Source organism: Clostridium sp. CAG:265, from assembly GCF_000436575.1.
GTDB classification, from domain to species: domain Bacteria; phylum Bacillota; class Clostridia; order Clostridiales; family Clostridiaceae; genus Clostridium; species Clostridium lentum.
Genome location: NZ_FR886585.1, coordinates 23,402 through 48,652 on the forward strand (window position 1 = coordinate 23,402; position 25,251 = coordinate 48,652).

Annotated in this window: 22 protein-coding genes, 2 tRNA genes, 1 pseudogene and 1 other annotated feature; of the genes and pseudogenes, 21 read left to right on the forward strand and 4 right to left on the reverse strand. The window is 29.6% G+C overall.

Annotation, left to right across the window (positions count from 1 at the left end; genetic code table 11):
• Positions 1-16: 16 nt before the first annotated feature.
• The 18 genes from Q5O29_RS02220 to lysS all read left to right on the forward strand — a co-directional run bounded on the left by Q5O29_RS02220 (position 17) and on the right by lysS (position 18,325).
• Complete coding sequence (locus tag Q5O29_RS02220; protein WP_022211393.1) at positions 17-1,552, forward strand: polysaccharide biosynthesis protein; 1,536 nt, start codon at positions 17-19, stop codon at positions 1,550-1,552.
• Positions 1,553-1,581: 29 nt separating this feature from the next.
• Positions 1,582-3,030 carry a nucleoside triphosphate pyrophosphohydrolase gene (mazG, locus tag Q5O29_RS02225; RefSeq protein ID WP_022211394.1) on the forward strand — a complete coding sequence of 483 codons (1,449 nt, stop codon included), beginning with the start codon at positions 1,582-1,584 and terminating at the stop codon, positions 3,028-3,030.
• A 232-nt stretch (positions 3,031-3,262) separates the two neighbouring features.
• The gene (locus tag Q5O29_RS02230) at positions 3,263-3,538 is read left to right on the forward strand and encodes an HU family DNA-binding protein (RefSeq protein WP_022211395.1); all 276 of its coding nucleotides are present in this window, start codon (positions 3,263-3,265) and stop codon (positions 3,536-3,538) included.
• A gap of 100 nt (positions 3,539-3,638) precedes the next feature.
• On the forward strand, positions 3,639-3,899 hold the full coding sequence (locus Q5O29_RS02235) for an RNA-binding S4 domain-containing protein (protein ID WP_022211396.1): 261 nt from the start codon (positions 3,639-3,641) through the stop codon (positions 3,897-3,899).
• A gap of 53 nt (positions 3,900-3,952) precedes the next feature.
• Positions 3,953-4,249, forward strand: coding sequence for a sporulation protein YabP (gene yabP, locus Q5O29_RS02240; protein WP_022211397.1), 297 nt, complete (start codon positions 3,953-3,955; stop codon positions 4,247-4,249).
• 8 nt (positions 4,250-4,257) lie between these two features.
• On the forward strand, positions 4,258-4,647 hold the full coding sequence (gene yabQ, locus Q5O29_RS02245; RefSeq protein ID WP_022211398.1) for a spore cortex biosynthesis protein YabQ: 390 nt from the start codon (positions 4,258-4,260) through the stop codon (positions 4,645-4,647).
• Between the two features lie 78 nt (positions 4,648-4,725).
• Positions 4,726-5,001, forward strand: coding sequence for a septum formation initiator family protein (locus Q5O29_RS02250; RefSeq protein WP_022211399.1), 276 nt, complete (start codon positions 4,726-4,728; stop codon positions 4,999-5,001).
• A gap of 79 nt (positions 5,002-5,080) precedes the next feature.
• Complete coding sequence (locus tag Q5O29_RS02255; protein ID WP_022211400.1) at positions 5,081-5,485, forward strand: S1 domain-containing RNA-binding protein; 405 nt, start codon at positions 5,081-5,083, stop codon at positions 5,483-5,485.
• Positions 5,486-5,708: 223 nt separating this feature from the next.
• Positions 5,709-5,795: transfer RNA gene (locus Q5O29_RS02260), tRNA-Leu, on the forward strand.
• Positions 5,796-6,048: 253 nt separating this feature from the next.
• Entirely contained in the window at positions 6,049-8,433 is a 2,385-nt protein-coding gene (gene spoIIE / locus Q5O29_RS02265) for a stage II sporulation protein E (protein ID WP_022211401.1), read from the forward strand.
• 113 nt (positions 8,434-8,546) lie between these two features.
• Complete coding sequence (gene tilS / locus Q5O29_RS02270; RefSeq protein WP_022211402.1) at positions 8,547-9,941, forward strand: tRNA lysidine(34) synthetase TilS; 1,395 nt, start codon at positions 8,547-8,549, stop codon at positions 9,939-9,941.
• A 5-nt stretch (positions 9,942-9,946) separates the two neighbouring features.
• The gene (hpt, locus tag Q5O29_RS02275) at positions 9,947-10,483 is read left to right on the forward strand and encodes a hypoxanthine phosphoribosyltransferase (RefSeq protein ID WP_022211403.1); all 537 of its coding nucleotides are present in this window, start codon (positions 9,947-9,949) and stop codon (positions 10,481-10,483) included.
• A gap of 28 nt (positions 10,484-10,511) precedes the next feature.
• Complete coding sequence (gene ftsH, locus Q5O29_RS02280; RefSeq protein ID WP_022211404.1) at positions 10,512-12,317, forward strand: ATP-dependent zinc metalloprotease FtsH; 1,806 nt, start codon at positions 10,512-10,514, stop codon at positions 12,315-12,317.
• A 236-nt stretch (positions 12,318-12,553) separates the two neighbouring features.
• Complete coding sequence (locus Q5O29_RS02285; protein WP_022211405.1) at positions 12,554-14,224, forward strand: formate--tetrahydrofolate ligase; 1,671 nt, start codon at positions 12,554-12,556, stop codon at positions 14,222-14,224.
• A 132-nt stretch (positions 14,225-14,356) separates the two neighbouring features.
• The gene (locus Q5O29_RS02290; RefSeq protein ID WP_022211406.1) at positions 14,357-15,136 is read left to right on the forward strand and encodes a type III pantothenate kinase; all 780 of its coding nucleotides are present in this window, start codon (positions 14,357-14,359) and stop codon (positions 15,134-15,136) included.
• A 5-nt stretch (positions 15,137-15,141) separates the two neighbouring features.
• Positions 15,142-16,125: a tRNA dihydrouridine synthase DusB gene (gene dusB, locus Q5O29_RS02295; RefSeq protein ID WP_022211407.1), complete on the forward strand. Its 984-nt coding sequence runs from the start codon at positions 15,142-15,144 to the stop codon at positions 16,123-16,125.
• Positions 16,126-16,316: 191 nt separating this feature from the next.
• On the forward strand, positions 16,317-16,799 hold the full coding sequence (greA, locus tag Q5O29_RS02300) for a transcription elongation factor GreA (protein WP_022211408.1): 483 nt from the start codon (positions 16,317-16,319) through the stop codon (positions 16,797-16,799).
• 14 nt (positions 16,800-16,813) lie between these two features.
• Positions 16,814-18,325 (forward strand): lysine--tRNA ligase, encoded by a 1,512-nt coding sequence (gene lysS / locus Q5O29_RS02305; protein ID WP_022211409.1) that lies wholly within the window; start codon positions 16,814-16,816, stop codon positions 18,323-18,325.
• A 34-nt stretch (positions 18,326-18,359) separates the two neighbouring features.
• On the opposite strand, the gene Q5O29_RS12030 is transcribed toward lysS, so the two are convergent.
• The 3 genes and pseudogenes from Q5O29_RS12030 to Q5O29_RS02320 all read right to left on the reverse strand — a co-directional run bounded on the left by Q5O29_RS12030 (position 18,360) and on the right by Q5O29_RS02320 (position 20,175).
• Entirely contained in the window at positions 18,360-18,461 is a 102-nt protein-coding gene (locus Q5O29_RS12030) for a hypothetical protein (RefSeq protein WP_022211410.1), read from the reverse strand.
• A gap of 142 nt (positions 18,462-18,603) precedes the next feature.
• A pseudogene (locus Q5O29_RS12035) lies at positions 18,604-19,117 on the reverse strand (transposase); the annotation flags it as partial.
• An 89-nt stretch (positions 19,118-19,206) separates the two neighbouring features.
• Positions 19,207-20,175, reverse strand: a complete 969-nt coding sequence (locus Q5O29_RS02320; protein WP_022211413.1) for a polysaccharide deacetylase family protein — start codon at positions 20,173-20,175, stop codon at positions 19,207-19,209.
• 221 nt (positions 20,176-20,396) lie between these two features.
• On the opposite strand from Q5O29_RS02320, the gene Q5O29_RS02325 reads away from it, so the two are divergent.
• The 3 genes from Q5O29_RS02325 (at position 20,397) to murD (ending at position 23,764) form a co-directional block, all read left to right on the forward strand.
• Positions 20,397-20,471: transfer RNA gene (locus Q5O29_RS02325), tRNA-Asn, on the forward strand.
• A gap of 144 nt (positions 20,472-20,615) precedes the next feature.
• Positions 20,616-20,783: a binding site (T-box leader), on the forward strand.
• 49 nt (positions 20,784-20,832) lie between these two features.
• Positions 20,833-22,224 carry a glycine--tRNA ligase gene (locus Q5O29_RS02330; protein ID WP_022211414.1) on the forward strand — a complete coding sequence of 464 codons (1,392 nt, stop codon included), beginning with the start codon at positions 20,833-20,835 and terminating at the stop codon, positions 22,222-22,224.
• 160 nt (positions 22,225-22,384) lie between these two features.
• Positions 22,385-23,764, forward strand: a complete 1,380-nt coding sequence (gene murD / locus Q5O29_RS02335) for a UDP-N-acetylmuramoyl-L-alanine--D-glutamate ligase (protein ID WP_022211415.1) — start codon at positions 22,385-22,387, stop codon at positions 23,762-23,764.
• 19 nt (positions 23,765-23,783) lie between these two features.
• Here murD and Q5O29_RS02340 read toward each other — a convergent pair whose 3' ends face one another.
• A complete protein-coding gene (locus Q5O29_RS02340; protein ID WP_022211416.1) occupies positions 23,784-24,815 on the reverse strand; it encodes a DUF5050 domain-containing protein in 1,032 nt (343 codons plus the stop codon).
• Between the last annotated feature and the right edge of the window lie 436 nt (positions 24,816-25,251).

Genomic DNA, 25,251 nt, shown 5'->3' on the forward strand with positions numbered 1-25,251 from the left:
TTTGGAGGTATTAAATATGAAGAAGCAATCTTTGATTAAAGGAAGCATAATTCTTGGACTAGCTGGAATTATTGCGAAATTTTTAGGCTTCTTTTTTAGATGGCCGTTAATAATGCTTATAGGCGATACTGGAATTGGATATTATCAATTATCATATCCTTTATATATGTTTTTTGTAGCGATGGCTTCAGGAGTACCCATTGCAATTTCTAAAATGATTTCTGAAAAAAATGCTGTGGGAGATATTGAAGGAAGCTATGAAGTTGTTAAAGAATCAGTTTATTTAATGGCAACACTAGGTATAGGCACATCTTTATTATTATTTTTCTTAGCAAAACCTATAATATCATTTCTTAAATGGAATTCTAAATCATACTATTCATTAATAGCTATTTCTTTTGCACCTATGATGATATCATTTGTAAATGTGTTCAGAGGATTTTTTCAAGGTATGCAGAACATGACACATACGGGAGTTTCACAAATATTAGAACAAATGGGACGAGTTATAGTAGGGGTAGGGATGGCAATAATTCTTTTACCAAAGGGTATTGAATATTCAGCAGGAGGTGCTTCACTTGGGGCTGCAGGTGGAGGCATATTAGCATTAGCATATTTATATATTAAATATTCTGAAGTAAGAAAGGAAAATGGAATAAAGAAAGTTAAGAGTAATCCAGAAGTATTAAATAAAATACTTCAAATAGCTATTCCAATTTCTATTGGAACTACAGTGGGAACTATAATGAGCTTGATAGATTCAATACTTGTGCCGCAAAAACTTTTATTAAGTGGTATAAGCGAAGCTAATGCAACCATACTTTATGGACAACTTACAGGTAAAGCATCAGTTTTGGTAAATATACCATTAACAATATCTATGGCAATTGGTACTTCATTAATACCAATCATTGCTGAAAGCTTTATATTAAATAAAAAGAAGAGCATGGAAAGTAAGATAAATATGTCTATGAAGCTGTCAACGGTGATAGCTTTTCCAAGCACTTTAGGATTATTCTTTTTGGCAGAACCTATCATGAAATTAATTTTCTTTAAGAATTATCAAGGAATAGAAATATTAAGATACCTTTCACTTTCCATACCATTCATAATAATTACTCAAACATCTACATCTGTATTGCAAGCATCAAATCATTATATAAGACCTGTTATAAACTTATTTATAGGGTGCTTAGTAAAGGTGCTATTAACATGGTATTTAGTACCGATACCTAAGATAAATATATATGGAGCAGTCATAGCAAGTATAGGGGCATATATAACTGTGGCAATGCTTAATATGATATCTTTAAAAGGTAAGCTTAAGGTAACTATAGATTACTATAATTGTTTTTTTAAACCTCTTGCAGCAGCACTTGCTATGTCTGCAGGCGTAGTAATGACTTATGTGAAAGTGATGAAGTCCATAGAAAGTGATAGTATTTCTTGCTTATTAGCAATATTTGTGGGTATTATTATATATATGATAGCAATTATGCTTTTGAAAGTCTTTCGTTTAGAAGATATAAAAGGCAGGTTAGTAAAAAAATAATTAAAAGAAATACAAAAGGAGAAAGGTTTATGATAAAGATAGTAGGTCTTGGTCCAGGAGCTCCAGAAGCGTTAACATATGGAGCAATTAAAGCATTAGAAGATAGTGACAATCTTTTCTTTAGAACAGAAAAGCATCCTACCGTTGATTATTTAAAGGGAAAACTAAAGGATTTTAACACTTGTGATAACTATTATGAAACAAGTGATAGTTTTGACGAAGTTTATGAAAAGATTGCAAAGGATTTAATTAGCAATTATCAAGAAAAAGGGGAACTTGTATATGCTGTTCCAGGGCATCCTCTTGTAGCAGAAAGATCTGTATTTAACTTAATGAAGCTTTGTGATGAAAATAATATAACATATGAAATATTGCCAGCAGTAAGCTTTATTGATGCAATGATGGATGTTCTTAAGATTGATCCAATAGAAGGATTAAAGGTTATTGATGCATTTGATATTAAAAATCAGGTTCTTGATAAAAGAATAGGGACAATTATAACACAGGTATATAATCCTTTAATTGCGTCAGAAGTAAAGTTAGAACTTTTAGAGTATTATAATGATGATACAGAAATTTATTATGTAAGAGCAGCAGGGATAAAGGGTGAGGAAAGTGTAAGAAAGATACTGCTATATGAGCTGGATATGCAAGAAGATATAGATTATCTTACGTCTGTATATATTCCTAAAAATCTTGAGAATAAGAAAGATGTATATGATCTTGTAAACTTAATAAGAACATTAAGAAGTGAAGAAGGTTGTCCATGGGATAGAGAGCAAACTCATGAGAGCATTAAAAATCAATTATTAGAAGAGTGTTATGAAGTGATGGATGCCATTGAAAAAGATGACATAGACTTATTAATAGAAGAACTAGGTGATGTACTTCTTCATGTAATTTTCCATGCTGTAATTGGAGAGGAAGATGGCTACTTTAATCTATCTGACGTAGTGGATGGAATATGTAGCAAGATGATATATAGACATCCACATGTGTTTGGTGATGAAACTGCAGATACAAGTGAAGAGGTGCTTAAAAACTGGGATGATATAAAGAGTAAGGAAAAGAAGTTTAATACTATATCAGAAGAGATAGATGCTATAGCCAATGCTTTGCCAGCTTTATTAAAAGCACATAAAGTACAAAAGAAGGCAGCAAGAGTTGGGTTTGATTTTGAAAATACATTAGAAGCAGCAGCTAAAGTTCAAGAGGAATTAAACGAAATATTAACTGAATATAATTCTAATAATATGGAAAGAATAATAGATGAAGTTGGTGATTTACTGTTTGCATGTGTAAATTTAGCTAGATTATTGAAGGTAGATGAAGAGGAAGCCTTAAATAAAGCAAGCAAAAAATTTGCAATAAGGTTTAAATACGTAGAAGATAAAGTATTGCAGAATAATAAATCTATGAAGGACGTGTCTATTGATGAACTAAATAAATTTTGGGATGAAGCTAAAAATAATGAATAATACTGTTTGTTAAAAGGAATTTCAAGATTTATGGAGAATATTTAATTTAAAGTAGATTATTGAACTATGCTACATGAAAATGTTGTGATAGCTACATTTTTATAGAAAAATAGCTGTATTGCTATAGACTAGTGTTAAAAGTGGTTATATAATAAGGTAATGTAGTTATAGTACATAGGTATAACAGTTAACTACAATAAAAAATAGCTGTTTATTTAAGGAGGATGTAATTGTGAATAAAGCAGAATTAATTACTAGCATGGCTGAAAAAAGCCAATTAACTAAAAAAGATGCAGAAAGTGCATTAAAGGCATTTATTGATTCAGTTCAAGAAGCTTTAGAAAGTGGTGAAAAAGTTCAATTAATAGGATTTGGTACTTTCGAAACAAGAGAAAGAGCTGCTAGAGAAGGTAGAAACCCAAGAACTAAGGAAACTATCACTATTCCTGCATCAACAGTTCCAGTATTCAAAGCAGGTAAAGAATTTAAAGATAGAGTAAACAAATAATTTTTTATAAGAACCCGAGTTTTTCTCGGGTTTTTATTTTAATATATAGAAAAAATATAATAAAATAAATATTACAAAGAAGTGTTTGGAGGAAGAGAAAATGAGATTAGATAAGTACTTAAAAGTATCTAGAATAATTAAAAGAAGAACTATAGCTAAGGAAGCATGTGAAAATGGAAGAGTTGCTATAAATGATAAGGTAGCAAAACCATCTACAGATGTTAAAGAAGGGGATATAATTGAAATTACTTTTGCTACAAGAAAGCTTAAAGCTAAGATAGTTAATATAGCTGAGCATGTTAGAAAAGAAGAAGCCAAAGAAATGTATATAATAATTGAAGGGGAAGAAGATAAAGAATAAATTATAGGCTACTTTCATATATTTTAAATAAGGAATATATGGGGGAGTAGATAATGGAGAAAAAGGTTGAAAATAGTAAGTTAGAAGATAATAGAGGAAACTTAATTTTAGAATGTAGAAAAAAACTTACTATGACTGGAATAGTTGAAGTAATAAGCTTTGATGAAGAAAAAATAATGCTAAATACTAAATTAGGTCCTTTAACGATAAAAGGTTTAGGATTAAAAATGAATAAACTAGATGTACAAAATGGTGATGTGATCATTGTGGGAGAAATAAGTGCAATGATATATAGTAGCAAGGAGATTAAGAAAGAAAAAGAAAGTATAATTGGAAGGCTATTTAAATAGGTGAGAGCATGCCATTACCAATAAATATTCAATTTAGTATAATAGTATATTCGTTTTTATCAGGATTATTAACAGGCGGAATGTTTGATTTATATAGAATTATTAGAGGAAGCAAGGTACCAAAACCTATCCTTGTTATTGAAGATATATTGTTTAGTATTTTAGCAGCAATGATAGTATTTACATTTTTGTTATATACTGATTATGCTTTTTTGGGAGCATATGTGTATATATTTATAATTTTGGCAATATTTATTTATATGAAGTTTATTAGTCCAACATTTATTTCTATTGAAAGGTCTATATTTGATTTTATTTCAAAAGTAGTAAGAGTATTGCTAAATAATGTATGCTATGCTGCAAAACTGATTTTTTCTTTTATTACAGGAAAAAGATAAATACTCAAAAAATTACTTGAATAAAGTAGTTAGAATGTTTAAAATATATTTATATTATATAAAAGAAGGTACTATTTTATGAAAAAGAGGCTTACATTAAATAAAGTAATTATAATTGTGATTTTTGCTGTATTTATATTTAGTCTGATTAGACAAGGAGTTGCTCTAAAAAGAATTAAAGAAAATCTTTCAGTGGAAAGGCAAAATTTAAATCAGCTAAAAGAAGAAAATGAAAAGTTACAAGCCGAAGTTGAAAGTGCTCAATCTAATCATGAGTATATAGAAAAGCTTGCTAGAGAAAGATTAGGGTTAATCAAAGATGGTGAGCAAGTTATAGAAAGTTTAGAGCCTTAAGAATAGTATTATTTAAGATTAAAAAGGTTATTATTTTAATAACATATATTAATAAAATTTAAGGAGGATTCTTTGTAACATGACCTTAATGGCAGGAAACATATTAGAAGGTACAGTAGTAAATATCACAAATTTTGGAGCTTTTGTAGAAATTGAAGGAAAAACAGGCTTAGTTCATATATCTGAAGTAGCAGATTCTTTTGTAAAAGATATAAGAGAGCATCTTAATGAACAAGATAAAGTTAAGGTGAAGGTAATATCAATAGATGATAATGGAAAGATAAGCTTATCAATAAAGCAAGCAAATGTTGTTAAAAAGTCAGCAAAGCCAGCGGAAATTGAATGGAAACAAGAAAAGAAAAAAGCTCAATCTGGAGAAAAATTTGAAGATATAATGTCTAGATTCTTAAAAGATAGTGAAGAAAGACAACAAGACTTTAAAAAACATCAAGAATTTAGAAGCAGAAATAAAAAAGGTTTTTAGATAGAAATATAATATTTTAATTTAATATATAAATAAGAACACAGAATTTTTTCTGTGTTTTTATTATTAACATAGGGAAAATATTGTTCTCAAATAGCTATTTTATTAGGGTTACATAAAAAGTCGCAAAAAAATAAAAAAAATAGCGAAAAAATGTTGACACGTTATAAAACATAATATATAATTAATTTTGTCGTCAGGCGGCGACGAAAAGTAAGAATAAGCTGAAGTGGCGGAACAGGCAGACGCACAGGACTTAAAATCCTGCGGTAGCGATACCGTACCGGTTCGATTCCGGTCTTCAGCACCAAGAGATTCAAATTTTATTTGAGTCTCTTTTTTCTTTTCATAAAAATAATAAAAAATAGATAATTACGACAAAAAGTATTTATTTAAAGAAGAAAAAATATGAATATAAAAGAAATAAAATAAAAAAACTAGCATGATAAAATGAAAATGGAAAATTAATGTCTTACGAAAAAAATACTGGAAAACACTAAATGACATAATAATTTAATGGTAAATGATATCATTAAGTTATTGTTAAGAAAGGTGTGATTGAAATGCAATATGATGCAGGGGTTTCGGTATATAAGAGAATTGATAGTAAAAAAGATAGAATTACTAAATATAAATTAACAGCAGCTAAAATTATACTTATATTATTATGCGGATTTATGTTAAGTAGGGTAAAGTTTAGAGTGGTGGATGGATTGACTATTACACCTTTTGGTATGGCATTTTTGATTTCAGTTATAAATAAAAGAAGAAGTAAAGAGACTATAATTGCTTTTTTTGGAGTGATTATAGGGGGGTTAAGTGTTTATAGTAATGATGCTGATTCATATGTATATCCTATTTTAGCAATTTCAATACTATTGATTTTCTATATAGCAGATAAAGCAGGGAGAAGAATTAAGACTAATAATATATGTATAATATGTGTAGTAGAATTCTTAATAATTGAAAGTATTTTTGGTAGTCAAGGTTTATCTGTTAATATAGCCTTTGCATTAATTGAAAGCTTAAGCATAATACCAGTATTTTATGTTGTTAATTATGGCATAAGTTGTTTAGATGAAATAAAGCATAATTATTTTTTTAATATGGAAGAATTGATAAGTATGGCCATAGTATTATGCTTAATGGTTGCAGGGATTGGAAATATTGCTTGCTTCGGTGTAAGTATAAGAAATATCGCAGCTTTGGCTATTATAATAGTAATAGCATATGCAGGAGGAGCATCAATAGGAACAGTTATTGGAGTAACCATGGGAATAATCGTAGGTGTAACCAGTAAAAATATATTACTTTTTATAAGTTTATATAGTTGTTGTGGGCTAGTTGTTGGTGTGTTTAAAGAAACTGGTAAAATATTTTCGGCTTTGGCGTATTTAATTGTAAGTTCAATAATAGTAGGATATTCAGTAACAATAAATATATATGGAGCAGTGGAAATAGCAGTGCCAGCAGTGATTATGTTGTTAACTCCAGCCAAGTTTATAGAGGGTATTTTGCAGGAATTAAGTAATGAAGAAAAAAATAGGATAATAAATGAAGCACAGATAGATGGAGTTAAGAGTGAATTTGTAGAAAGAATAGAAAACTTAAAAAAAATATTAGATAGATTATCTAAATCTATGAATAAATTATCAGGAAATCATAAGTTGTTAGTAAAAGATAAAAGCTCAGCTATGATAGAGAATCTTGCAGATCGAGTATGTAGTAATTGTGAAATGAACAGCAAGTGTTGGGGAAAGGAATTAAATAAAACTTTCTTTGAATTTTCAGAACTCATTGAGATGTTCGAACAAGGAAAAGGAAAGATAAATAAAAACCTTAAAGAAAATTGTGTTAAAAGTAATACTTTAATTAAGAGTTGTGAGGAATTTTATAATACTACTACTGTTAATGAAGTCTTAAAAGAAAGAATGGGTGAAGGAAGACAACTTATTGCAGAAAATATTGCTGGCATATCTCAGGCGATGGATGATGTAATAAAGGAATTTACAAGAGATGTAGATAATTGTTATGAGCTGGATAAAGTCCTTAAGAAAGCTGTGTCTAGAAAAAATATAGCATATAAGAATATATATTCTTATACTGATAAAAAGGGCAGGTTAAAGATTAAAATGCTTATGGAAAATTGCTATGGAGAAAATATATGTGGAAAAGCAATACTTCCTATTTTAAAGGAAGTTTTAAGAGTACCTTTTTCTATAAGTGATGAAGGTTGCAGGATAAATCCAGAAACTAATGAGTGTTCAGTGGTTATTGAAGAAAGTCCTAAGTATCATATGTTATCATATGTGGCATCAATACCAAAAGATGGAGAAAAATTTTCAGGAGATAGTTTTAATTTTGGTAAAAATAAAAATGGAATTTATGTAATAGCTTTAAGTGATGGTATGGGATCAGGTCCTGATGCAGGGTTAGAAAGTAGTGTTGCCATAGATATAATTGATGAATTTATAAAATGTGGATATGATGAAGAAATAGCTATAAAAGCTATAAATTCAATTATGAATATGAAATTTAGTGAAGATGAAAAATTTACAACATTAGACATGTCCATGGTTGATTTATATAGCGGAGAACTTTCAGTTATAAAAGCAGGGGCAGTGGCAACGTTTATAAAGAGGTATGAAGATGTTCAGGTAATAAGTGATAATTCATTACCTTTTGGAGCTGTGGAAGAAATTGAATACAAGAAGAAGAAAAAGAAGTTAAAGCATGGAGATATTGTTATAACCATCAGTGATGGAATTTTAGATGTAGATAAAAATAATATTGGTGATTATTCATGGTTGAGGACTTATTTAGAGAAGGCAGCAACTAATCCTGAGCAATTATCAAGAGATATCTTAGATAAGGCAAAAGAATTAAGTAATGGAAAGGTAATGGATGATATGACAGTAGTGGTATCAAAATTATATTCATTATATTAAAAGAGGGGATTAGTCCCTTCTTTAATATTTTATATTAGATTTATATATTTACTTTAAAAAAATGTAAAGGTATTATTAAGGATGAAAATATAAAGCAAAGTAGGGGATATAAAGTGATTAAAAAAGTTAAATATTTCATTATAGATAATAACATGATAAAGGCAGAAGAAAAAATACTAGTAGCTTTGTCTGGTGGTCCAGATTCAGTTTGTCTTTTACATATATTGTATAGCCTTAAAGAAAAGTTAAATATAAAGTTAGGTGCTATACATATAAATCATATGCTTAGAGGAGAAGAAGCACTTAAAGACGAAAGATATGTAAATGATATCTGTGAAAAATTAAGAATAGACTGCTATATAGAGAGAATAGACATAAACAAAGTAGCCAGTGAAAATAGTATATCTCTAGAAATGGCTGGTAGAGAAGAACGTTATAAGGCATTTCAAAAAATAAAAGAAAAATACGGATATGATAAAATTGCTGTAGCTCATAATGCAAATGATCAAGCAGAAACAATACTTATGCGTATGATGAGAGGAACTGGTTTAGAAGGATTAGTAGGTATAAAGGCTGTAAGGGAAGGAGGAATAATCAGACCTATACTTTGTTTAAATCGTAGTGAGATAGAAAGCTATTGTGCAGAAAATCATTTAATGCCAAGAATAGATAAAAGTAACATGGAGAGAATTTATAGCAGAAATAAAGTGAGACTGGATATACTTCCTTATATGAAAGAAAACTTTAATAAGGATATTATAGATACTTTGAATAGGATGGCATTAATATTAAGCAAGGATAATGAATATATTGAAGAGCAGTCTAATAAATGTTATGAAGAGTATTGTAAATGCACAAATCATAAGATAGTTATAGAACAAAATCTTTTTGTAAAAGAAAAAGAAGCAATAGTAACGAGAGTGATAAAGCGAGCTTTTAAAGAAATATCCAAAAGTCATCAAAATTTTGAAATGAAACATATATATGATGTCATTGATTTATATAATAAAGGAACAGGAAAAAGTATAAATTTAACTAATAGTATCATAGCTGAAAATACTTATGGAGATATTATATTTAAGAAGAAAAATAATATGAAAATCACTAAAGAAGAAAGTGAAGTCTCTATTATGAAAGAAAGTGTAATTGAAGAAATCAAATTTAAAAATTACATGATTAAAATGGAGGTAATAGATAGAGAAAAAAACGTAGAATTTTCCAATAATGCCTTAATAAAACTTTTTGATTATGATAAGATAGAAGAGAGAATTGTAATTAGGAATAGAAAAGATGGAGATAAGATGAAACCTTTAGGGATAAAGGGTACAAAGAAACTAAAGGATATCTTTATTAATCTTAAAGTTCCTAGAGAGGAAAGAGACGTTATTCCACTTATATGCTTTGATGATGAAATAGCTTGGATAGTTGGGTATAAGGTTTCTGAAAGTTTTAAAATTACAAAAAGTACTAAGAGAGTGCTGAAAATATCTTTTGAAGGGAAGGAATAAGTATTATGAAAGAAGGCATTAAGGAAATTTTATTTAGTGAAGAGGAGATTAGTATAAGAACTAAAGAATTGGCTAAAATTATTGACGAGGATTATAAGGGGAAAGACTTATTGCTTGTAGGAGTTTTAAAAGGTTCAGTAGTCTTTATATCAGAATTACTAAAGAGATTACATAATCCTTGTGAAATAGATTTTATGGCAATATCTACTTATGGAAAGGAATCAAAAAGTAGTGGCGTAGTAAAAATACTTAAGGATTTAGATAGAAGTATAGAAGGAAAAGAAGTATTGATTGTAGAAGATATAGTTGATAGCGGCATTACATTGAAATATTTAATGTCTTATTTAAGTAGTAAAGGTGCATCTTCAGTAGAAATTGTTACATTATTAAATAAATCTGCTAGAAGAGCTGTAAATGTTAATGTAAAGTATATAGGTTTTGAAGCACCAGATGGATTTTTAGTAGGATATGGTTTAGATTATGCTGAAAAGTATAGAAATTTACCTTTTATAGGTATATTAAAAGAAGAAATATATAGTTAAAAAGTACTAGATGAAAGGGGGGCCTTGGATGAAAAAATATTCAAGTGCAACTATTTGGATAATAGGATTGTTGTTGTTTTTTGCAATAGCAACTTTCATGCTTGATGGAAGCAGTGTGTCAAATAGAATGGTATATAGTGATTTTCAACAAAAGTGGATTAATGATCAGGTTGAAAGTATAAATGTAAATTCTGATAAGATGACTATTGAGGTAACAACACGGGATGAAAATAAGTATACGGTATATGCACCAAGTTCTATGATTGAATTTTTAAATGAACAATATCCTAAAGATGATATTAAAATAGAATATGTTGCACCGTCTAATAGCAGTATATGGGTAAGTCTACTTCCTACTATAATGATAATTATATTGTTTGTAGTATTTATCTTCTTCTTTACACAACAGTCACAGGGTGGCGGAAGCAGTGGAAGAGGAGTAATGAACTTTGGAAAAAGCAAAGCTAAGATGGTTACTCCTGATAATAAGAGGGTAACTTTTGATGATGTAGCAGGAGCTGATGAAGAAAAAGCAGAATTAGAAGAGATTGTTGACTTTTTAAAGCAACCAGCAAGATATGTAGAAATGGGAGCAAGAATTCCTAAAGGAGTTTTATTGGTTGGGCCTCCAGGTACTGGGAAAACACTTCTAGCAAAAGCAATAGCTGGAGAAGCAGGAGTACCTTTCTTTAGTATTTCAGGATCAGATTTTGTTGAAATGTTTGTTGGTGTTGGTGCATCAAGAGTAAGGGATTTATTTGAACAGGCTAAAAAAAATTCTCCATCATTAATATTTATAGATGAAATAGATGCCGTGGGAAGACAAAGAGGTGCTGGTCTTGGTGGAGGACATGATGAAAGAGAACAGACATTAAATCAATTACTAGTAGAAATGGATGGTTTTGGAGCTAATGAAGGTATTATAATGATAGCTGCTACTAACAGGCCTGATATATTAGATCCGGCTCTTTTAAGACCAGGAAGATTTGATAGACAAATAATGGTTGGTAGGCCTGATAGAAAAGGTAGAGAAGCTGTATTAGAAGTTCATACTAAGAAAAAACCGTTAGACAACGATGTTAGTTTGGATGTTCTAGCAAAAAGAACTCCAGGATTTAGTGGAGCTGATTTAGAAAATCTAGCGAATGAAGCTGCACTTTTAGCTGTTAGGAAGAACAAAAAGAAAATAGGCATGGATGAATTTGAAGAAGCTATAACAAGAGTAATAGCAGGGCCAGAAAAGAAAAGTAGGACAATAAGTGAACATGATAGGAAGCTTACTGCTTATCATGAAGCAGGTCATGCTGTAGTAATGAAATGTTTAAAAAATTCAGATCCTGTGCATGAAATAAGTATAATTCCAAGAGGTATGGCTGGCGGATATACAATGCATCTTCCAACAGAGGATAGGACATATACATCAAAAGAAAAGTTATTAGATGAAATGGTTGGACTTTTAGGTGGTCGTGTGGCTGAAAAATTAATTTTAGGAGATATAAGTACAGGTGCTAAGAATGATATTGATAGAGCAAGTTCCATTGCCAGATCTATGGTTATGGAATATGGTATGAGTGATAAAATAGGAACTATATCATATGGTAGTGATAGCAATGAAGTATTTTTAGGTAGGGATTTAGGAAGAGGAAGAAACTTCAGTGAAGAAGTAGGAGCAATGATAGATAAGGAAATTAAGAGTTTAATTAGTAATGCTTATAATACTGCTGAAGAGTTATTAAAGAAAAATGTTAATAAGCTACATGCAGTAGCTAGTACTTTGTTAGAAAAAGAAAAAATTGATGGCAAGGAGTTTGAAGAAATTTTTGATGCCAACTAAAAATAATGAGCTATATCAAGATATATTTTGATATAGCTTATTTTTTTAAGAGAAATTTTAAAATAATAAAGAAAAGACATACATTATATTTTTAAATATATAAAAAGAGTAATAAGAATCAATAAAATACGAAAAATATTATAAAAATCAACAATAATATTCGATTTGATGTTTTAAATATTTTTTTTCAATGATATAATTAATTATAAAGTTAATTAGTAGTGGAGGTATACTAAATGAAAAGCGATATACAGATAGCTCAAGAAGCTAAGATGAAAAATATAAGAGAAATTGCAGCAGGATTAAACTTAAGTGAAGATGACATTGATCAATATGGTAAATATAAATGTAAAATATCTTTAGATGTACTAGAAAGAAGTAAGGAAGAAAAAAAAGGAAAGCTAGTATTAGTAACAGCTATAAATCCAACACCAGCAGGAGAAGGTAAATCTACAGTAACTATTGGGCTTGGTCAGGCTTTGAATAAAAGAAATAAAAAAGCCATAGTAGCTTTAAGAGAACCATCTTTAGGACCTGTTTTTGGGTTGAAAGGTGGAGCAGCTGGTGGTGGATATGCACAAGTAGTTCCTATGGAAGATATAAATCTTCATTTTACAGGAGATATGCATGCTATAACAACTGCTAATAATCTTTTGTGTGCAGCTATAGATAATCATATACATCATGGTAATACTCTAAGAATAGATGCAAGAAGAATAGTATTCAAAAGAGTTATGGATATGAATGATAGAGCTTTAAGAAACATAGTAGTGGGAATGGGTGGAAAAATAAATGGTTTCTTAAGAGAAGATGGCTTTATGATAACAGTAGCCTCAGAAATAATGGCAATTCTTTGTTTAGCTACTAGCCTGCAAGATTTAAAAGAAAGAATAGGCAATATCATGGTTGCTTATGATTTAGACGGTAATCCAATTTATGCAAAGCAATTAGAAGTTCAAGGTGCCATGACATTATTAATGAAAGAAGCTATTAAACCAAACTTAGTACAGACTTTAGAAAATACCCCAGCAATAATTCATGGAGGACCTTTCGCTAATATAGCTCATGGATGTAACTCTATAATAGCAACAAAAATGGCTATGACTTTAGGCGATGTAGTTATTACAGAAGCAGGCTTTGGAGCAGATTTAGGAGCTGAAAAATTCTTAGATATAAAATGTAGATATGGTGATTTAAAGCCAGAATGTGTTGTTGTAGTAGCTACAATAAGAGCATTAAAACATCATGGTGGAGTAGCAAAGGCTCACTTAAATGATGAAAATGTTGAAGCACTTAAAAAAGGTGTAGTAAATTTAGAGAAACAAATTGAAAATATGAAGAAATATAACGTGCCAGTTGTTGTTGCAATAAATAAATTTGTCAGTGATAGTGAGGCTGAAATTAAATTTATTGAAGAATTCTGTAATGAAAGAGGCGTAAGAGTAGCATTATGTAATGTTTGGGAAAAAGGTGGAGAAGGTGGATTAGAATTAGCAGATATAGTTAGTGATGTCTTAGAAAATAATTCTGCTGACTTTAAAGTTTTATATGATGAAAAAGATACAATAAAAGAAAAGATTGAGACTATTGCCAGAGAAATATATGGAGCAAAAGGTGTAAATTACACTACAGCAGCTTGTAAGCAGATAGAAGAATTAGAAAAATTCAATCTTGATAAGTTACCTATATGTATGGCTAAGACACAATACTCATTGTCAGATAATCCTTCTCTTCTTGGAAGACCAGAAGGATTTGAGATAACAGTTAAAGAAGTAAGAGTATCAAATGGTGCTGGATTTATAGTAGCACTTACTGGTGATATAATGACAATGCCAGGATTACCAAAGGTTCCAGCTGCTAATAAGATAGATATTTTACAAAATGGCGAAATAGTAGGTTTATTCTAAAATTTTACAAATATAATACTTGACAAATAATATGTAATTGTTAAAATTAGAGTGTTAATTTAAATTGTTACGTAATATTTGATAATAAATGCAGCTTAAAGGCTGCTTTAATTATATTAAGGTGGTGCTTTTATGATTTTATTAGTAGATGTTGGAAATACTAATATAGTTATAGGTGTATATAAAGAAAATGAATGTATAGTTAGTTGGAGAATCAGCACTGATACGAAAAAAACTTCAGATGAATATTCAATTCAAGTTATGCAATTACTTAATCAATATGATTTAAATCCTAAAGAGGTTAAGGGTATAATAATATCATCTGTTGTACCAAATATAATGCATTCTTTAGAGAATATGGTTAGAAAAAGCTTCAATATTGAACCTATAGTTGTAGGGCCAGGGGTCAAAACAGGAATAAATATTAGATATGATAATCCTAAAGAAGTTGGTGCAGATAGAATAGTAAATTCTGTAGCGGCTCATGATATTTATAAAAGAGATTTAATTATTTTAGACTTTGGAACTGCTACAACTTATTGTGCAGTAACAAAAGAAGGTGATTATTTAGGTGGATGTATATCTCCAGGAGTTAAAATTGCATCAGATGCATTATTTGAAAGAGCAGCTAAACTACCAAGAATAGAATTAGAAGTACCAAAGAGTGTTATTTGTAAGAATACTATAACAAGCATGCAAGCGGGAATACTATATGGGTATATAGGGCAGGTTGAATATATAGTAAGAAGAATGAAAAGAGAAATGAATGAACTTGGAATAGATAATCCATATGTAATTGCTACAGGTGGATTGGCTAATTTAATAGCAAAAGAAACGAATATAATAGATAAAGTAGATTCAAGTTTAACTTTAGAGGGGTTAAGAATTATATACGAAAAAAATAAGGAGTAAAACAAATGAAAATAGGAAACCTTAATTTTGAAAATGGAGTTTTCTTAGCGCCTATGGCAGGTGTAACAGACATTTCTTTTAGAGGATTATGTAAAGAAATGGGTTGTGAACTTGTATATACTGAAATGGTAAGTGCTAAAGCCCTATATTATGGAAGTGAAAACACTAAAAGTTTACTAAGAATAGCAGAAGAAGAAATGCCAGTAGCAGCACAAATTTTTGGAAATGATCCTCAAATAATGGCTGAAATGGTACAAAGGCATTTTAACCCAAGGGAAGATATATGTATTTTAGATATAAATATGGGATGTCCTGCTAATAAAATAACTAAGAATGGTGAAGGTTCAGCATTATTAAAGGATCCAAAGCTAGCCGGAAATATAGTTGAAGCTATAAAAAAAGTTTCCACAAAGCCAGTTACTGTTAAGTTTAGAAAAGGATTTGATAATGAAAATATAAATGCAGTTGAATTCGCTAAAGTTATGGAGTCAGCAGGAGCTGATGCTATTGCAGTACATGGAAGAACTAAACAGCAAATGTACGAAGGTAAAGCTGATTGGGATATAATTGCTAAAGTAAAGCAAAGCGTAAGTATTCCTGTAATAGGAAATGGCGATGTTTTTACAGCAGAAGATGCGCTTAAGAGAAAAAAGGAAACAAATGTAGATGGAATTATGATTGCTAGAGGAAGCATGGGTAATCCATGGATATTTAAACAGATAGATAATCTGTATAAAGGAAAAGAGCCTCTAATTATAACTCCGGAAGAAAAGATAAAAATGTGTATAAGACATTATGAATTAGCTCTTAAATATGATGGAGAGCATAAAGCTGTAAGAGAGATGAGAAAACATTCATCATGGTATATTAAGGGATTACATAATAGTAGTGAAATAAGGAATATAATAAATACTGTAGATGATAGCGCTAGAGTTATGGAAATATTAGAGGAATATAGAGAAAGTTTAAGAAATATAGAAATTATATAATAATTTGTATATAATTATTATAGCAAAAATTATTAAAATGAATATAAATTAATTATCAAGGAATACTATCAGCAAATTATAGGTTTATTGACATATTAAATACGCTGATTTATAATATTTAAAATGATTTCAAGAATAATAATCTATTAAAATAGACATCAGTAAAGTGAATGTTCGAAGGGGAGAAAGATATGAGCCAAACAAAACAATTCATAATGACTTATGAAGGTGTAAAAAAACTTGAAGAAGAGTTAGAATATTTAAAAACTGTAAAAAGAAAAGAAATTACTGAGAAAATCAAAGTAGCTTTAGGATATGGAGATTTAAGTGAAAACTCTGAATATGATGAAGCTAAGAACGATCAAGCATTTACAGAAGGAAGAATTCTTCAATTAGAAAATATGTTAAAGAATGCTGTAGTTGTTGATGAAAGTGAATTACCTAATGATGTAGTATCAGTTGGTTCTATTGTTAAAGTTAAAGATTATGACTTTGATGAAGAGGTAGAATATTCAATTGTTGGTTCAGCAGAAGCAGATCCAATGAATTTTAAAATATCTAATGAATCACCAGTTGGAAGTGCTCTAGTAGGTAAAAAGGTTGGAGATATAGTTGAGGTTTCAGTACCAGACGGAATAAATAAGTTTGAAGTCTTAGGAATAAGAAGAGATTAATTGGAGGGATACTAATGTCAACTGAAGAAATGAATTTACAAGAGCTTGAGTCACAATTTAGTGAACAAGAATCTCTTAGAAGAGAAAAGTTAGTTAAATTACAAGAAGAAGGAAAAGATCCTTTTGATGTATATAAAGTAAAAAGAACTCATTCATCTAAGCAAGTTAAAGATAACTTCGAAGAATTAGAAGGAAAAGAAGTAACTGTTGCTGGAAGAATAATGTCTAAAAGAGGGCAAGGTAAAGTTGTGTTCTCTGATATATATGACAGAGATGGAAAAATTCAGCTTTTCATAAAAATTGATGAAGTTGGAGAAGAAGCTTTAAAACAATATAAGACTAATGATTTAGGTGACTGGGTTGCTGCTACAGGGGAAGTATTTAAAACTAAAACAGGTGAAGTATCTGTTAAAGTTAAAACTGTTGAATTAATCAGTAAGTCATTAAAACCATTACCAGAAAAATGGCATGGGTTAAAAGATCCAGATTTAAGATACAGACAAAGAGAAGTTGATATTATAACTAATCCAGAAGTAAAAGATACTTTTATAAAGAGAAGTCAAATAATAAGTGGAATAAGAACATTCCTAGATAATAGAGGATTCTTAGAAGTTGAAACTCCAATGCTTGCTACTATAGCTGGTGGAGCTTCTGCAAGACCTTTTATTACTCACCACAACACTTTAGATTTAGATATGTTCTTAAGAATTGCTCCAGAATTATATTTAAAGAGATGTATTGTAGCTGGTTTTGAAAAAGTATATGAATTAGGAAGAACTTTCAGAAATGAAGGTATGTCAGTAAGACATAATCCTGAATTTACTATGATTGAATTATATCAAGCATTTGCTGATTACAATGATATGATGGAATTAACTGAAAACATGGTTGCAGAAGTATGTAAGAAGGTAAATGGAACTACTAAGGTTACTTATCAAGGAGCAGAAATAGACTTCATGCCACCTTGGAGAAGAATAACTATGGTTGATGCTGTTAAAGAATATGCAGGAGTTGACTATAATGAATTTAAATCTGATGCAGATGCACAAGCTGTTGCTAAGGAAAAAAATTTAGAATTCTCTAAGCCGTTAAATACTGTAACTAAAGGTGAAGTGTTAAATGCTTTATATGAGGAATTCTGTGAAGAACACATGATTCAACCAACATTTATCATTGATTATCCGGTAGAGATTTCTCCTTTAACAAAGAAGAAGAGAGGAAATGAAATGTTTACTGAAAGATTTGAAGGATTCGTATTTGGTAGAGAATTATGTAATGCATATTCTGAATTAAATGACCCAATAGTTCAAAGAGAAAGATTTGCTCAACAAGAAAAAGAAAGAGAACTTGGTGATGATGAAGCTTACATGATTGATGAAGAATTCATGAGTGCTTTAGAAACAGGTATGCCACCAACAGGAGGATTAGGAATAGGTATCGATAGATTAATAATGTTCTTAACTGATTCAGCATCAATAAGAGATGTTATACTATTCCCAACAATGAAACCATTAAATAATAATTAGTATTTTAAAGGGGCTGTTGCAAAATGATTTTTAATCATTTTGTAGCGGCCTCTTTTTTTAAATGTAAAAATCTTCTGAACCCATGATCTTCCTTAATTACCCCAAATGTACCCTCTGCTTGAATAGACCTATTCATTCTTAGTATTATTCCTTATTTTCATTAATTATTTTATTTAAATCATCAATTATTTCTGAATATAGAGTAACATTTAAGCTATCGCTATCGGTAGCGTAGCACTTACCAAACTCTTCGTTTATTTCATTAACTTTTTCAATCATTTTTTTCTTAAGTTTTCTTTCAAATTTATCAACACTTTTCTTCCAAACAAATGAGTATTTATTTGAATTGGCTTCTATCTTAGTCCCATTAATAAATATATTTTTATAGTCTATTTCACCTAACTCACCTAATTTCATCACAAATTGATAAAATAAATTTTCACAACATTTTTTTAATCTACCAGTTCTAAATCTTGATATAGTTGAGTAGCTAGGAGATTTTTCGCCTTGTAGTAACCACATAAAATTTATATCTCTTTTACATGCTTTTTCTATCTCTCGTCAACTGTGAATATCATTTAAGTTTGCATAAACTAATACCATAAAAAGAGTCTTTGGTGAGATTGCTGGATTTCTACCATTTGTAGAGTATGCATTATATAATTCTGAATAATCTAGTCCCTCCAATACTGTGCTTAGCAATCTAACAGAATCAGTTTCTGGTATCATAATTTCTAGATCTATTGGCAATACTAATTGTTGATTAGTATTGTATAAACTGAATATGTTCATAATTTAAGTTTATGCAAAAAAGGTGGATTCTATCAAATCCACCTTTTCCCATATAATCGGCTAGTTGCTTTTGCAACAGCCTCATTTTTTTATTTAATTGTTCTAAATTCATATCCTTGACTTTGTAAATATTCAATTATTCTTGGAAGAGCTTTTACAGTTTCTTCTTTTCCATAAGTATCATGCATTAATAAAACAACACTATCTGCATTAGGTCCTAAAGCTTCTACACTTTCTTTAGTACATTGTACTAATTGATCTGCATTTTTCTTTGGACCTTCAGCATCTTTATCTAAGGCATTCCAGTCTACATTGTAATATCCGTCTTGTTCCATAGCCTCTTTCATAGCTGTACGCCCATCCCATGACCAATATCCACCAGGTAATCTAATAACTCTTGTTGTAAAGTCTTTTCCTAGTACCTCTTTCATTGCATTTTCATTTTTTTGAAGGTCAGATACAATATTATTTACATTCATAACTTTATTAGGATATAAGTATGAATAATTATGACTATATGTATGATTTCCTATTGCATGTCCTCTAGCAACCTCCTTTTTTAGTAATGCTTTTGCTTGATCATTAGCATCTATTGATGTTCCTAAAACAAAGAATGTTGCCTTTACATTATATTTATCTAATACATCTAATACACCTGGCGTATTAGTCGGTGATGGACCATCATCAAAAGTTAAATAAACAACCTTTTTACCATCTGTTCTTACTGGATATGTCTTAGTTCTATTTAAAAGTCCTTTAGTATTTGCTGCAACAACAGCTGCATCATCTGCATTAGGGTCCTCTTCAAAGGATGTATACCCACTATTATCTAATTTAGGAGTTTCTATTTCCTCCTTATTTTCTGTTTCTTCAGTATTATTGGATTGTTCACTATCACTTGTCCTATTATTTTCCATTTGTAAATTTTGATTTTCACGTTTAGGAATAAATTTAACTCCTACAAATACTGTAATTACTATTAAAATACGTATTGCTAATATTGCCCTTTTTCTTTGCCTTTTCTTCTTTTTATTAAATCTTTTTTTCTTATGATTCATTATTTTATGTTTCCCTCCACAACTTTTTGTCTAATTCATTTTATTATAAATCTGCTCTTTTTTCTAATAATACTATACAACATATCTATATATAAATTCGTTACAAAAGTTTTTGTAATTTATAAGAAAATTATAAGATTAAAAGTAAAATTTAAAAAAAAATTAAAAAAAGGGGTTGCATTTTTAAAAATTACTATATATAATATTCATTGTGGTAACGTTCCGCGATAGCTCAATGGTGGAGCACTCGGCTGTTAACCGATAGGTTGGAGGTTCGAGCCCTCTTCGCGGAGCCACTTTTATTTTAAAAGAGTTTTATATGAACAGATATTATCTGCTTATATAAAACTCTTTTTTTCTTTATAGTATAATTGTTTTAATAAAATTTTAGAGGATACTTGACATATAAATCGCATTTGATAAAATTAAGGTATAATTTAATATATGCAGTGAAAAAGAAGAGTAATTTTAATATATTCTTTTAGAGAGATGATGGCTGGTGAGAATCATTAGAATGTTAAAATGAAGGGAACTTTTGAGCATAGTATGTGAAAGTTGGGCTTATGCCAAGAAGGGTGGAACCGCGGAATGATAATTTCGTCCCTTTATGGTATTAAGGCTTTTTTTAATACATAAAATTATTTTGGAGGTAAAAAGATGGCAGTAGAAAAAACTATGGATAAAATAGTAGCTCTATGTAAAAGCAGAGGGTTTGTATTCCCTGGATCAGATATATATGGAGGATTAGCAAATTCATGGGATTACGGCCCATTAGGAGTAGAATTTAAAAACAATGTAAAAAAAGCATGGTGGAAAAAATTCGTACAAGAAAGTCCTTATAATGTAGGTGTTGATTGTGCAATATTAATGAATCCACAAGTTTGGGTTGCATCAGGACACGTTGGAGGATTTTCAGATCCCTTAATGGATTGTAAAGAATGTAAAGCTAGATTTAGAGCTGACAAGTTAGTTGAAGATCATATGACTGAAAATGGTGCAGAAGTTGCTTCAGCAGATGGTTGGACAAATGAACAGTTAATGGAGTATATAACTAAAAATAACATAGTATGTCCTAAGTGTGGTAAATTAAACTACACTGAAATAAGAAAGTTCAACTTAATGTTTAAAACTTTCCAAGGTATAACTGAGGATTCTTCAAGTGAAATATTTTTAAGACCAGAAACAGCTCAAGGTATATTTGTTAACTTTAAAAATGTTCAAAGATCTTCAAGAAAGAAAGTTCCATTTGGTATAGCACAAATAGGTAAATCTTTCAGAAATGAAATTACACCAGGGAACTTTACATTTAGAACAAGAGAATTCGAACAAATGGAATTGGAGTTTTTCTGTAAGCCAGGAACTGACTTAGAATGGTTTGGATTCTGGAAGGATTATTGCTGGAATTTCTTAATGAACTTAGGTGTTAATAAAGATAACTTAAGAATAAGAGATCACGGACAAGAAGAATTATCATTCTATTCAAATGCTACATCTGATATAGAATACTTATTCCCATTTGGTTGGGGAGAATTATGGGGCATAGCAGATAGAACTGACTACGATCTAAATAAGCATGCTGAACATTCAGGAACAGATATGACATATATGGATCCTACTACAAATGAAAAGTATGTACCATATGTTATAGAACCATCATTAGGAGCTGATAGAGTTACTTTAGCATTCTTAGTAGATGCATATGATGAAGAGGAATTAGAAGGTGGAGATGTTAGAACAGTACTTCATTTACATCCAGCTTTAGCTCCATATAAAGCAGCTGTATTACCATTATCTAAAAAGCTTTCTGAAAAGGCTGATGAAGTGTACTCATTATTAGCTAAGAACTTCAACATAGAATATGATGAAACAGGAAGTATTGGTAAGAGATATAGAAGACAAGATGAAATTGGTACTCCATTCTGTATTACTGTTGACTTTGAAACAGAAAATGATGGATGTGTTACTATAAGACATAGAGATAGTATGACTCAAGAAAGAGTTAAGATAGAAGAATTAAATGATTTTATAGCTAAGAGTTTAGAATTTTAGTTAAGGGAGAGAAGCTTTAAGCTTCTTTCTTTTTTTGCATGAAAATTCATGTAAATTAATGGAAATAATTATGGAATATAATTTTCTATAATGTTATAATTATAATAAATTTTAAAATGAAGCTATATTAAATGAAAAAGAAAATTGGTGTGGAGGAAAGATGAAAAAAGATTTTCAAGAATTTAAAAATTATATAAAAGGAAAAAAAGTAGCAGTAGTAGGAGTTGGAGTAAGCAACATACCTTTAATAAAATTTTTAATAGAATTAGGGGCTAGTGTTACTGCTTTTGATAGAAATACAGAAGAAAAGTTAGGAAGTGTAGTTGCTGAATTTAAGACGCAAGGTGTGGAGTTCCAGCTAGGAAAAGGTTATTTGGATAAACTTATAGGTTTTGATGTTATATTTAAGACCCCATCTATGAGAATTGATAATAAAGAGCTTTTAAAGGCAAAAGAAGAGGGAGCATATATAACTTCAGAGATGGAAGAGTTCGTTAGATATTGTAAAGGTAAGGTTTATGGAGTAACAGGTTCAGATGGAAAGACAACAACAACAACAATTATTTCAAAATTGTTAGAAGCACAAGGGTATAAAACTTGGGTTGGTGGAAATATAGGAACTCCTTTATTTTCTAAGATAGAAGAAATTAAAGAAGATCATATGGTAGTTTTAGAACTTTCAAGTTTCCAGCTTATGACAATGAACCTTCCTATAGATGTAGCAGTAGTAACTAATTTAGCACCAAATCATTTAGATATGCATAAAAATATGGAAGAATATATTAATGCTAAGAAAAATATATTCTTACATCAAGAGAGTCAGGATATATTAGTATTAAATTGTGAAAATGAAATTACTAATAGCTTTAGAAATGAAGCAAAATGCAGAGTAAGGGATTTTTCATCAAGAGTGAGATTAGATTATGGAGCTTCATATGAAAATGGAATACTATATCTAGATGGAAAAGAAATATGTAGAAGAGAAAATATAATAATAAAGGGAATGCATAATGTTGAAAACTTTCTAGCTGCTTTTGAAGCTACAAGAGATGATGTAGATAATTCAACAATGAGAAGAGTTGCTGAAACATTTCAAGGCGTAGAACACAGATGTGAATTTGTAAGAGAATATAAGGGAGTAAAATACTACAATGATTCAATAGCATCAAGTCCTACAAGAACTTTAGCAGGATTGAAATCTTTTGATACACAAGTAATCCTTATAGCTGGTGGATATGATAAGCATATATCATTCGATGTATTAGCTAAAGAAGGCTATCCTTATATAAAATCATTAATTCTTTTAGGTGCTACTAAAGAATCTATTAAAAAAGAATTTGATAAGGTTATAAAAGCTGAGAAGTTAAATATGCCTATATATATGGTAAAAACTTTAAGAGAGGCTGTAATGACAGCTAAGAGAATAGCTAAGGAAGGAGATATAGTTACTTTATCACCAGCATGTGCATCATTTGATATGTTCCCTAACTTTATGGTAAGAGGTAACAACTTTAAGGAAATGGTAAATAAGATAAAATAAAAGCAGGTTTTCCCTGCTTTTATTCATATGCTGTAAAATAACTTTTATTTATATTGATACCTTGCTTAGAAAACATTCCGCTTTCTGTAAGATAATAATCGCTTATGGCATCATTTATACGAGGCGTTTTTCCTATTACATTTAATTTATCATCAATGGAGAAAGAATAAAGATGATTTGAATGTTCTAGACTGATGAAATAAAAGGATTCATTATGATGCTTTAAATTTGTACCCTTTAATAAATCAATTCTTTGACTTTTTTTTGATGATAGATTTAATGAATATAGATAGTTATCTTCAGCATTTATATAAATTATAAAGTTTTTATATGTAGCAAAACTATCTACGCCTGTGCTGGTAAGTTTTTGTCTTCCAGAGCCATCTTTTTTTATTACATATAATGATAAATTATCATTTAAGTTTTGATAAAGTATATATTCACCGTTAACGATGAAGGAACCACATTTATCTGAAGATAGTTGTATGGAAGTGTTATTTTTTGTATTATAACATCCAAGAGTGTCACCCATAGCTTTATTTATATAAATTATATCATTTGCTGAACTAGCTATTTTACTAAAGCTATCAGACGAAACTAATGTTATTGATTTTTTTTCATAATCTAATTTATATAAGTTATTATTTTCTGATGTGTTTGTAAAGTATATTATATTATCAATAGAGGTCATAGATTCTACTGAATAATCATAGATATCTTGTATATTTTCATCTTCGATATAATTTTTTGATAATGATGAAGATGTTACTGAAAGTTTATTGTTATTATTGCTGTCTGAAAAGAATAGCAATTGTCCAATGGATATAAATTTACTATAGGATAAGTCAGAGGCAATAAAATTTAAGTTTTGAGTACTTTCATTATAATTAATTGTTTTAGATGGCAATGTTACTTTAGTACTTGAATAAGAACTACTTTCTGCATTAGATGAAGTTTTGGAAGTTGAATCAGTAGTAGTTGGATCGCTAGCTTTACTACACCCTATTAATAAAACACAATAAATTAAAGGTATTAAAATTAGTTTTTTCAAAATATAAGCCCTCCTACAATTTATATCTTAATATATACTTAATTTTCGTAGTAATTGATGTTTAACTTTAAGGAATAGATGATTATTATGAATTATGAGATTAAATCAGTAACACCGTTCCAGGTGTATCTATATATGAATTTGTTAGAAAAATAAAGATATAATGAGTATATAAAGAATAAATAATCAAAAATAATAATAAATAAGTTTATATAGCCTATTTAAAATGTTAAGATAATAAGCGTTCCAGGGAGCAAACAAACTTCCTCGAAAGAAAGGTTAGCATGTAGAAAAAAGTTCTAAAAAAGAATTTAAAAAAATATGTTGACAGATGAAAACAGAAATGTTATCATAAAAAAGCAGTCGAGAGACGCGAGATGATCTTTGAAAATTAAACAGAATATAGTTAATATAAAACCAGCAATTCTTTTAAGTC

What these genes read in the sequence shown, in the direction of transcription:
- Q5O29_RS02220 (WP_022211393.1), top strand. Translation starts at nt 17, where the DNA reads ATGAAGAAGCAATCTTTGATTAAAGGAAGCATAATTCTTGGACTAGCT.
- mazG (WP_022211394.1), top strand. Translation starts at nt 1,582, where the DNA reads ATGATAAAGATAGTAGGTCTTGGTCCAGGAGCTCCAGAAGCGTTAACA.
- Q5O29_RS02235 (WP_022211396.1), top strand. Translation starts at nt 3,639, where the DNA reads ATGAGATTAGATAAGTACTTAAAAGTATCTAGAATAATTAAAAGAAGA.
- yabP (WP_022211397.1), top strand. Translation starts at nt 3,953, where the DNA reads ATGGAGAAAAAGGTTGAAAATAGTAAGTTAGAAGATAATAGAGGAAAC.
- yabQ (WP_022211398.1), top strand. Translation starts at nt 4,258, where the DNA reads ATGCCATTACCAATAAATATTCAATTTAGTATAATAGTATATTCGTTT.
- Q5O29_RS02250 (WP_022211399.1), top strand. Translation starts at nt 4,726, where the DNA reads ATGAAAAAGAGGCTTACATTAAATAAAGTAATTATAATTGTGATTTTT.
- Q5O29_RS02255 (WP_022211400.1), top strand. Translation starts at nt 5,081, where the DNA reads ATGACCTTAATGGCAGGAAACATATTAGAAGGTACAGTAGTAAATATC.
- spoIIE (WP_022211401.1), top strand. Translation starts at nt 6,049, where the DNA reads ATGCAATATGATGCAGGGGTTTCGGTATATAAGAGAATTGATAGTAAA.
- hpt (WP_022211403.1), top strand. Translation starts at nt 9,947, where the DNA reads ATGAAAGAAGGCATTAAGGAAATTTTATTTAGTGAAGAGGAGATTAGT.
- ftsH (WP_022211404.1), top strand. Translation starts at nt 10,512, where the DNA reads ATGAAAAAATATTCAAGTGCAACTATTTGGATAATAGGATTGTTGTTG.
- Q5O29_RS02285 (WP_022211405.1), top strand. Translation starts at nt 12,554, where the DNA reads ATGAAAAGCGATATACAGATAGCTCAAGAAGCTAAGATGAAAAATATA.
- Q5O29_RS02290 (WP_022211406.1), top strand. Translation starts at nt 14,357, where the DNA reads ATGATTTTATTAGTAGATGTTGGAAATACTAATATAGTTATAGGTGTA.
- dusB (WP_022211407.1), top strand. Translation starts at nt 15,142, where the DNA reads ATGAAAATAGGAAACCTTAATTTTGAAAATGGAGTTTTCTTAGCGCCT.
- greA (WP_022211408.1), top strand. Translation starts at nt 16,317, where the DNA reads ATGAGCCAAACAAAACAATTCATAATGACTTATGAAGGTGTAAAAAAA.
- lysS (WP_022211409.1), top strand. Translation starts at nt 16,814, where the DNA reads ATGTCAACTGAAGAAATGAATTTACAAGAGCTTGAGTCACAATTTAGT.
- Q5O29_RS12030 (WP_022211410.1), bottom strand. Translation starts at nt 18,461, where the DNA reads ATGAATAGGTCTATTCAAGCAGAGGGTACATTTGGGGTAATTAAGGAA.
- Q5O29_RS02320 (WP_022211413.1), bottom strand. Translation starts at nt 20,175, where the DNA reads ATGAATCATAAGAAAAAAAGATTTAATAAAAAGAAGAAAAGGCAAAGA.
- Q5O29_RS02330 (WP_022211414.1), top strand. Translation starts at nt 20,833, where the DNA reads ATGGCAGTAGAAAAAACTATGGATAAAATAGTAGCTCTATGTAAAAGC.
- murD (WP_022211415.1), top strand. Translation starts at nt 22,385, where the DNA reads ATGAAAAAAGATTTTCAAGAATTTAAAAATTATATAAAAGGAAAAAAA.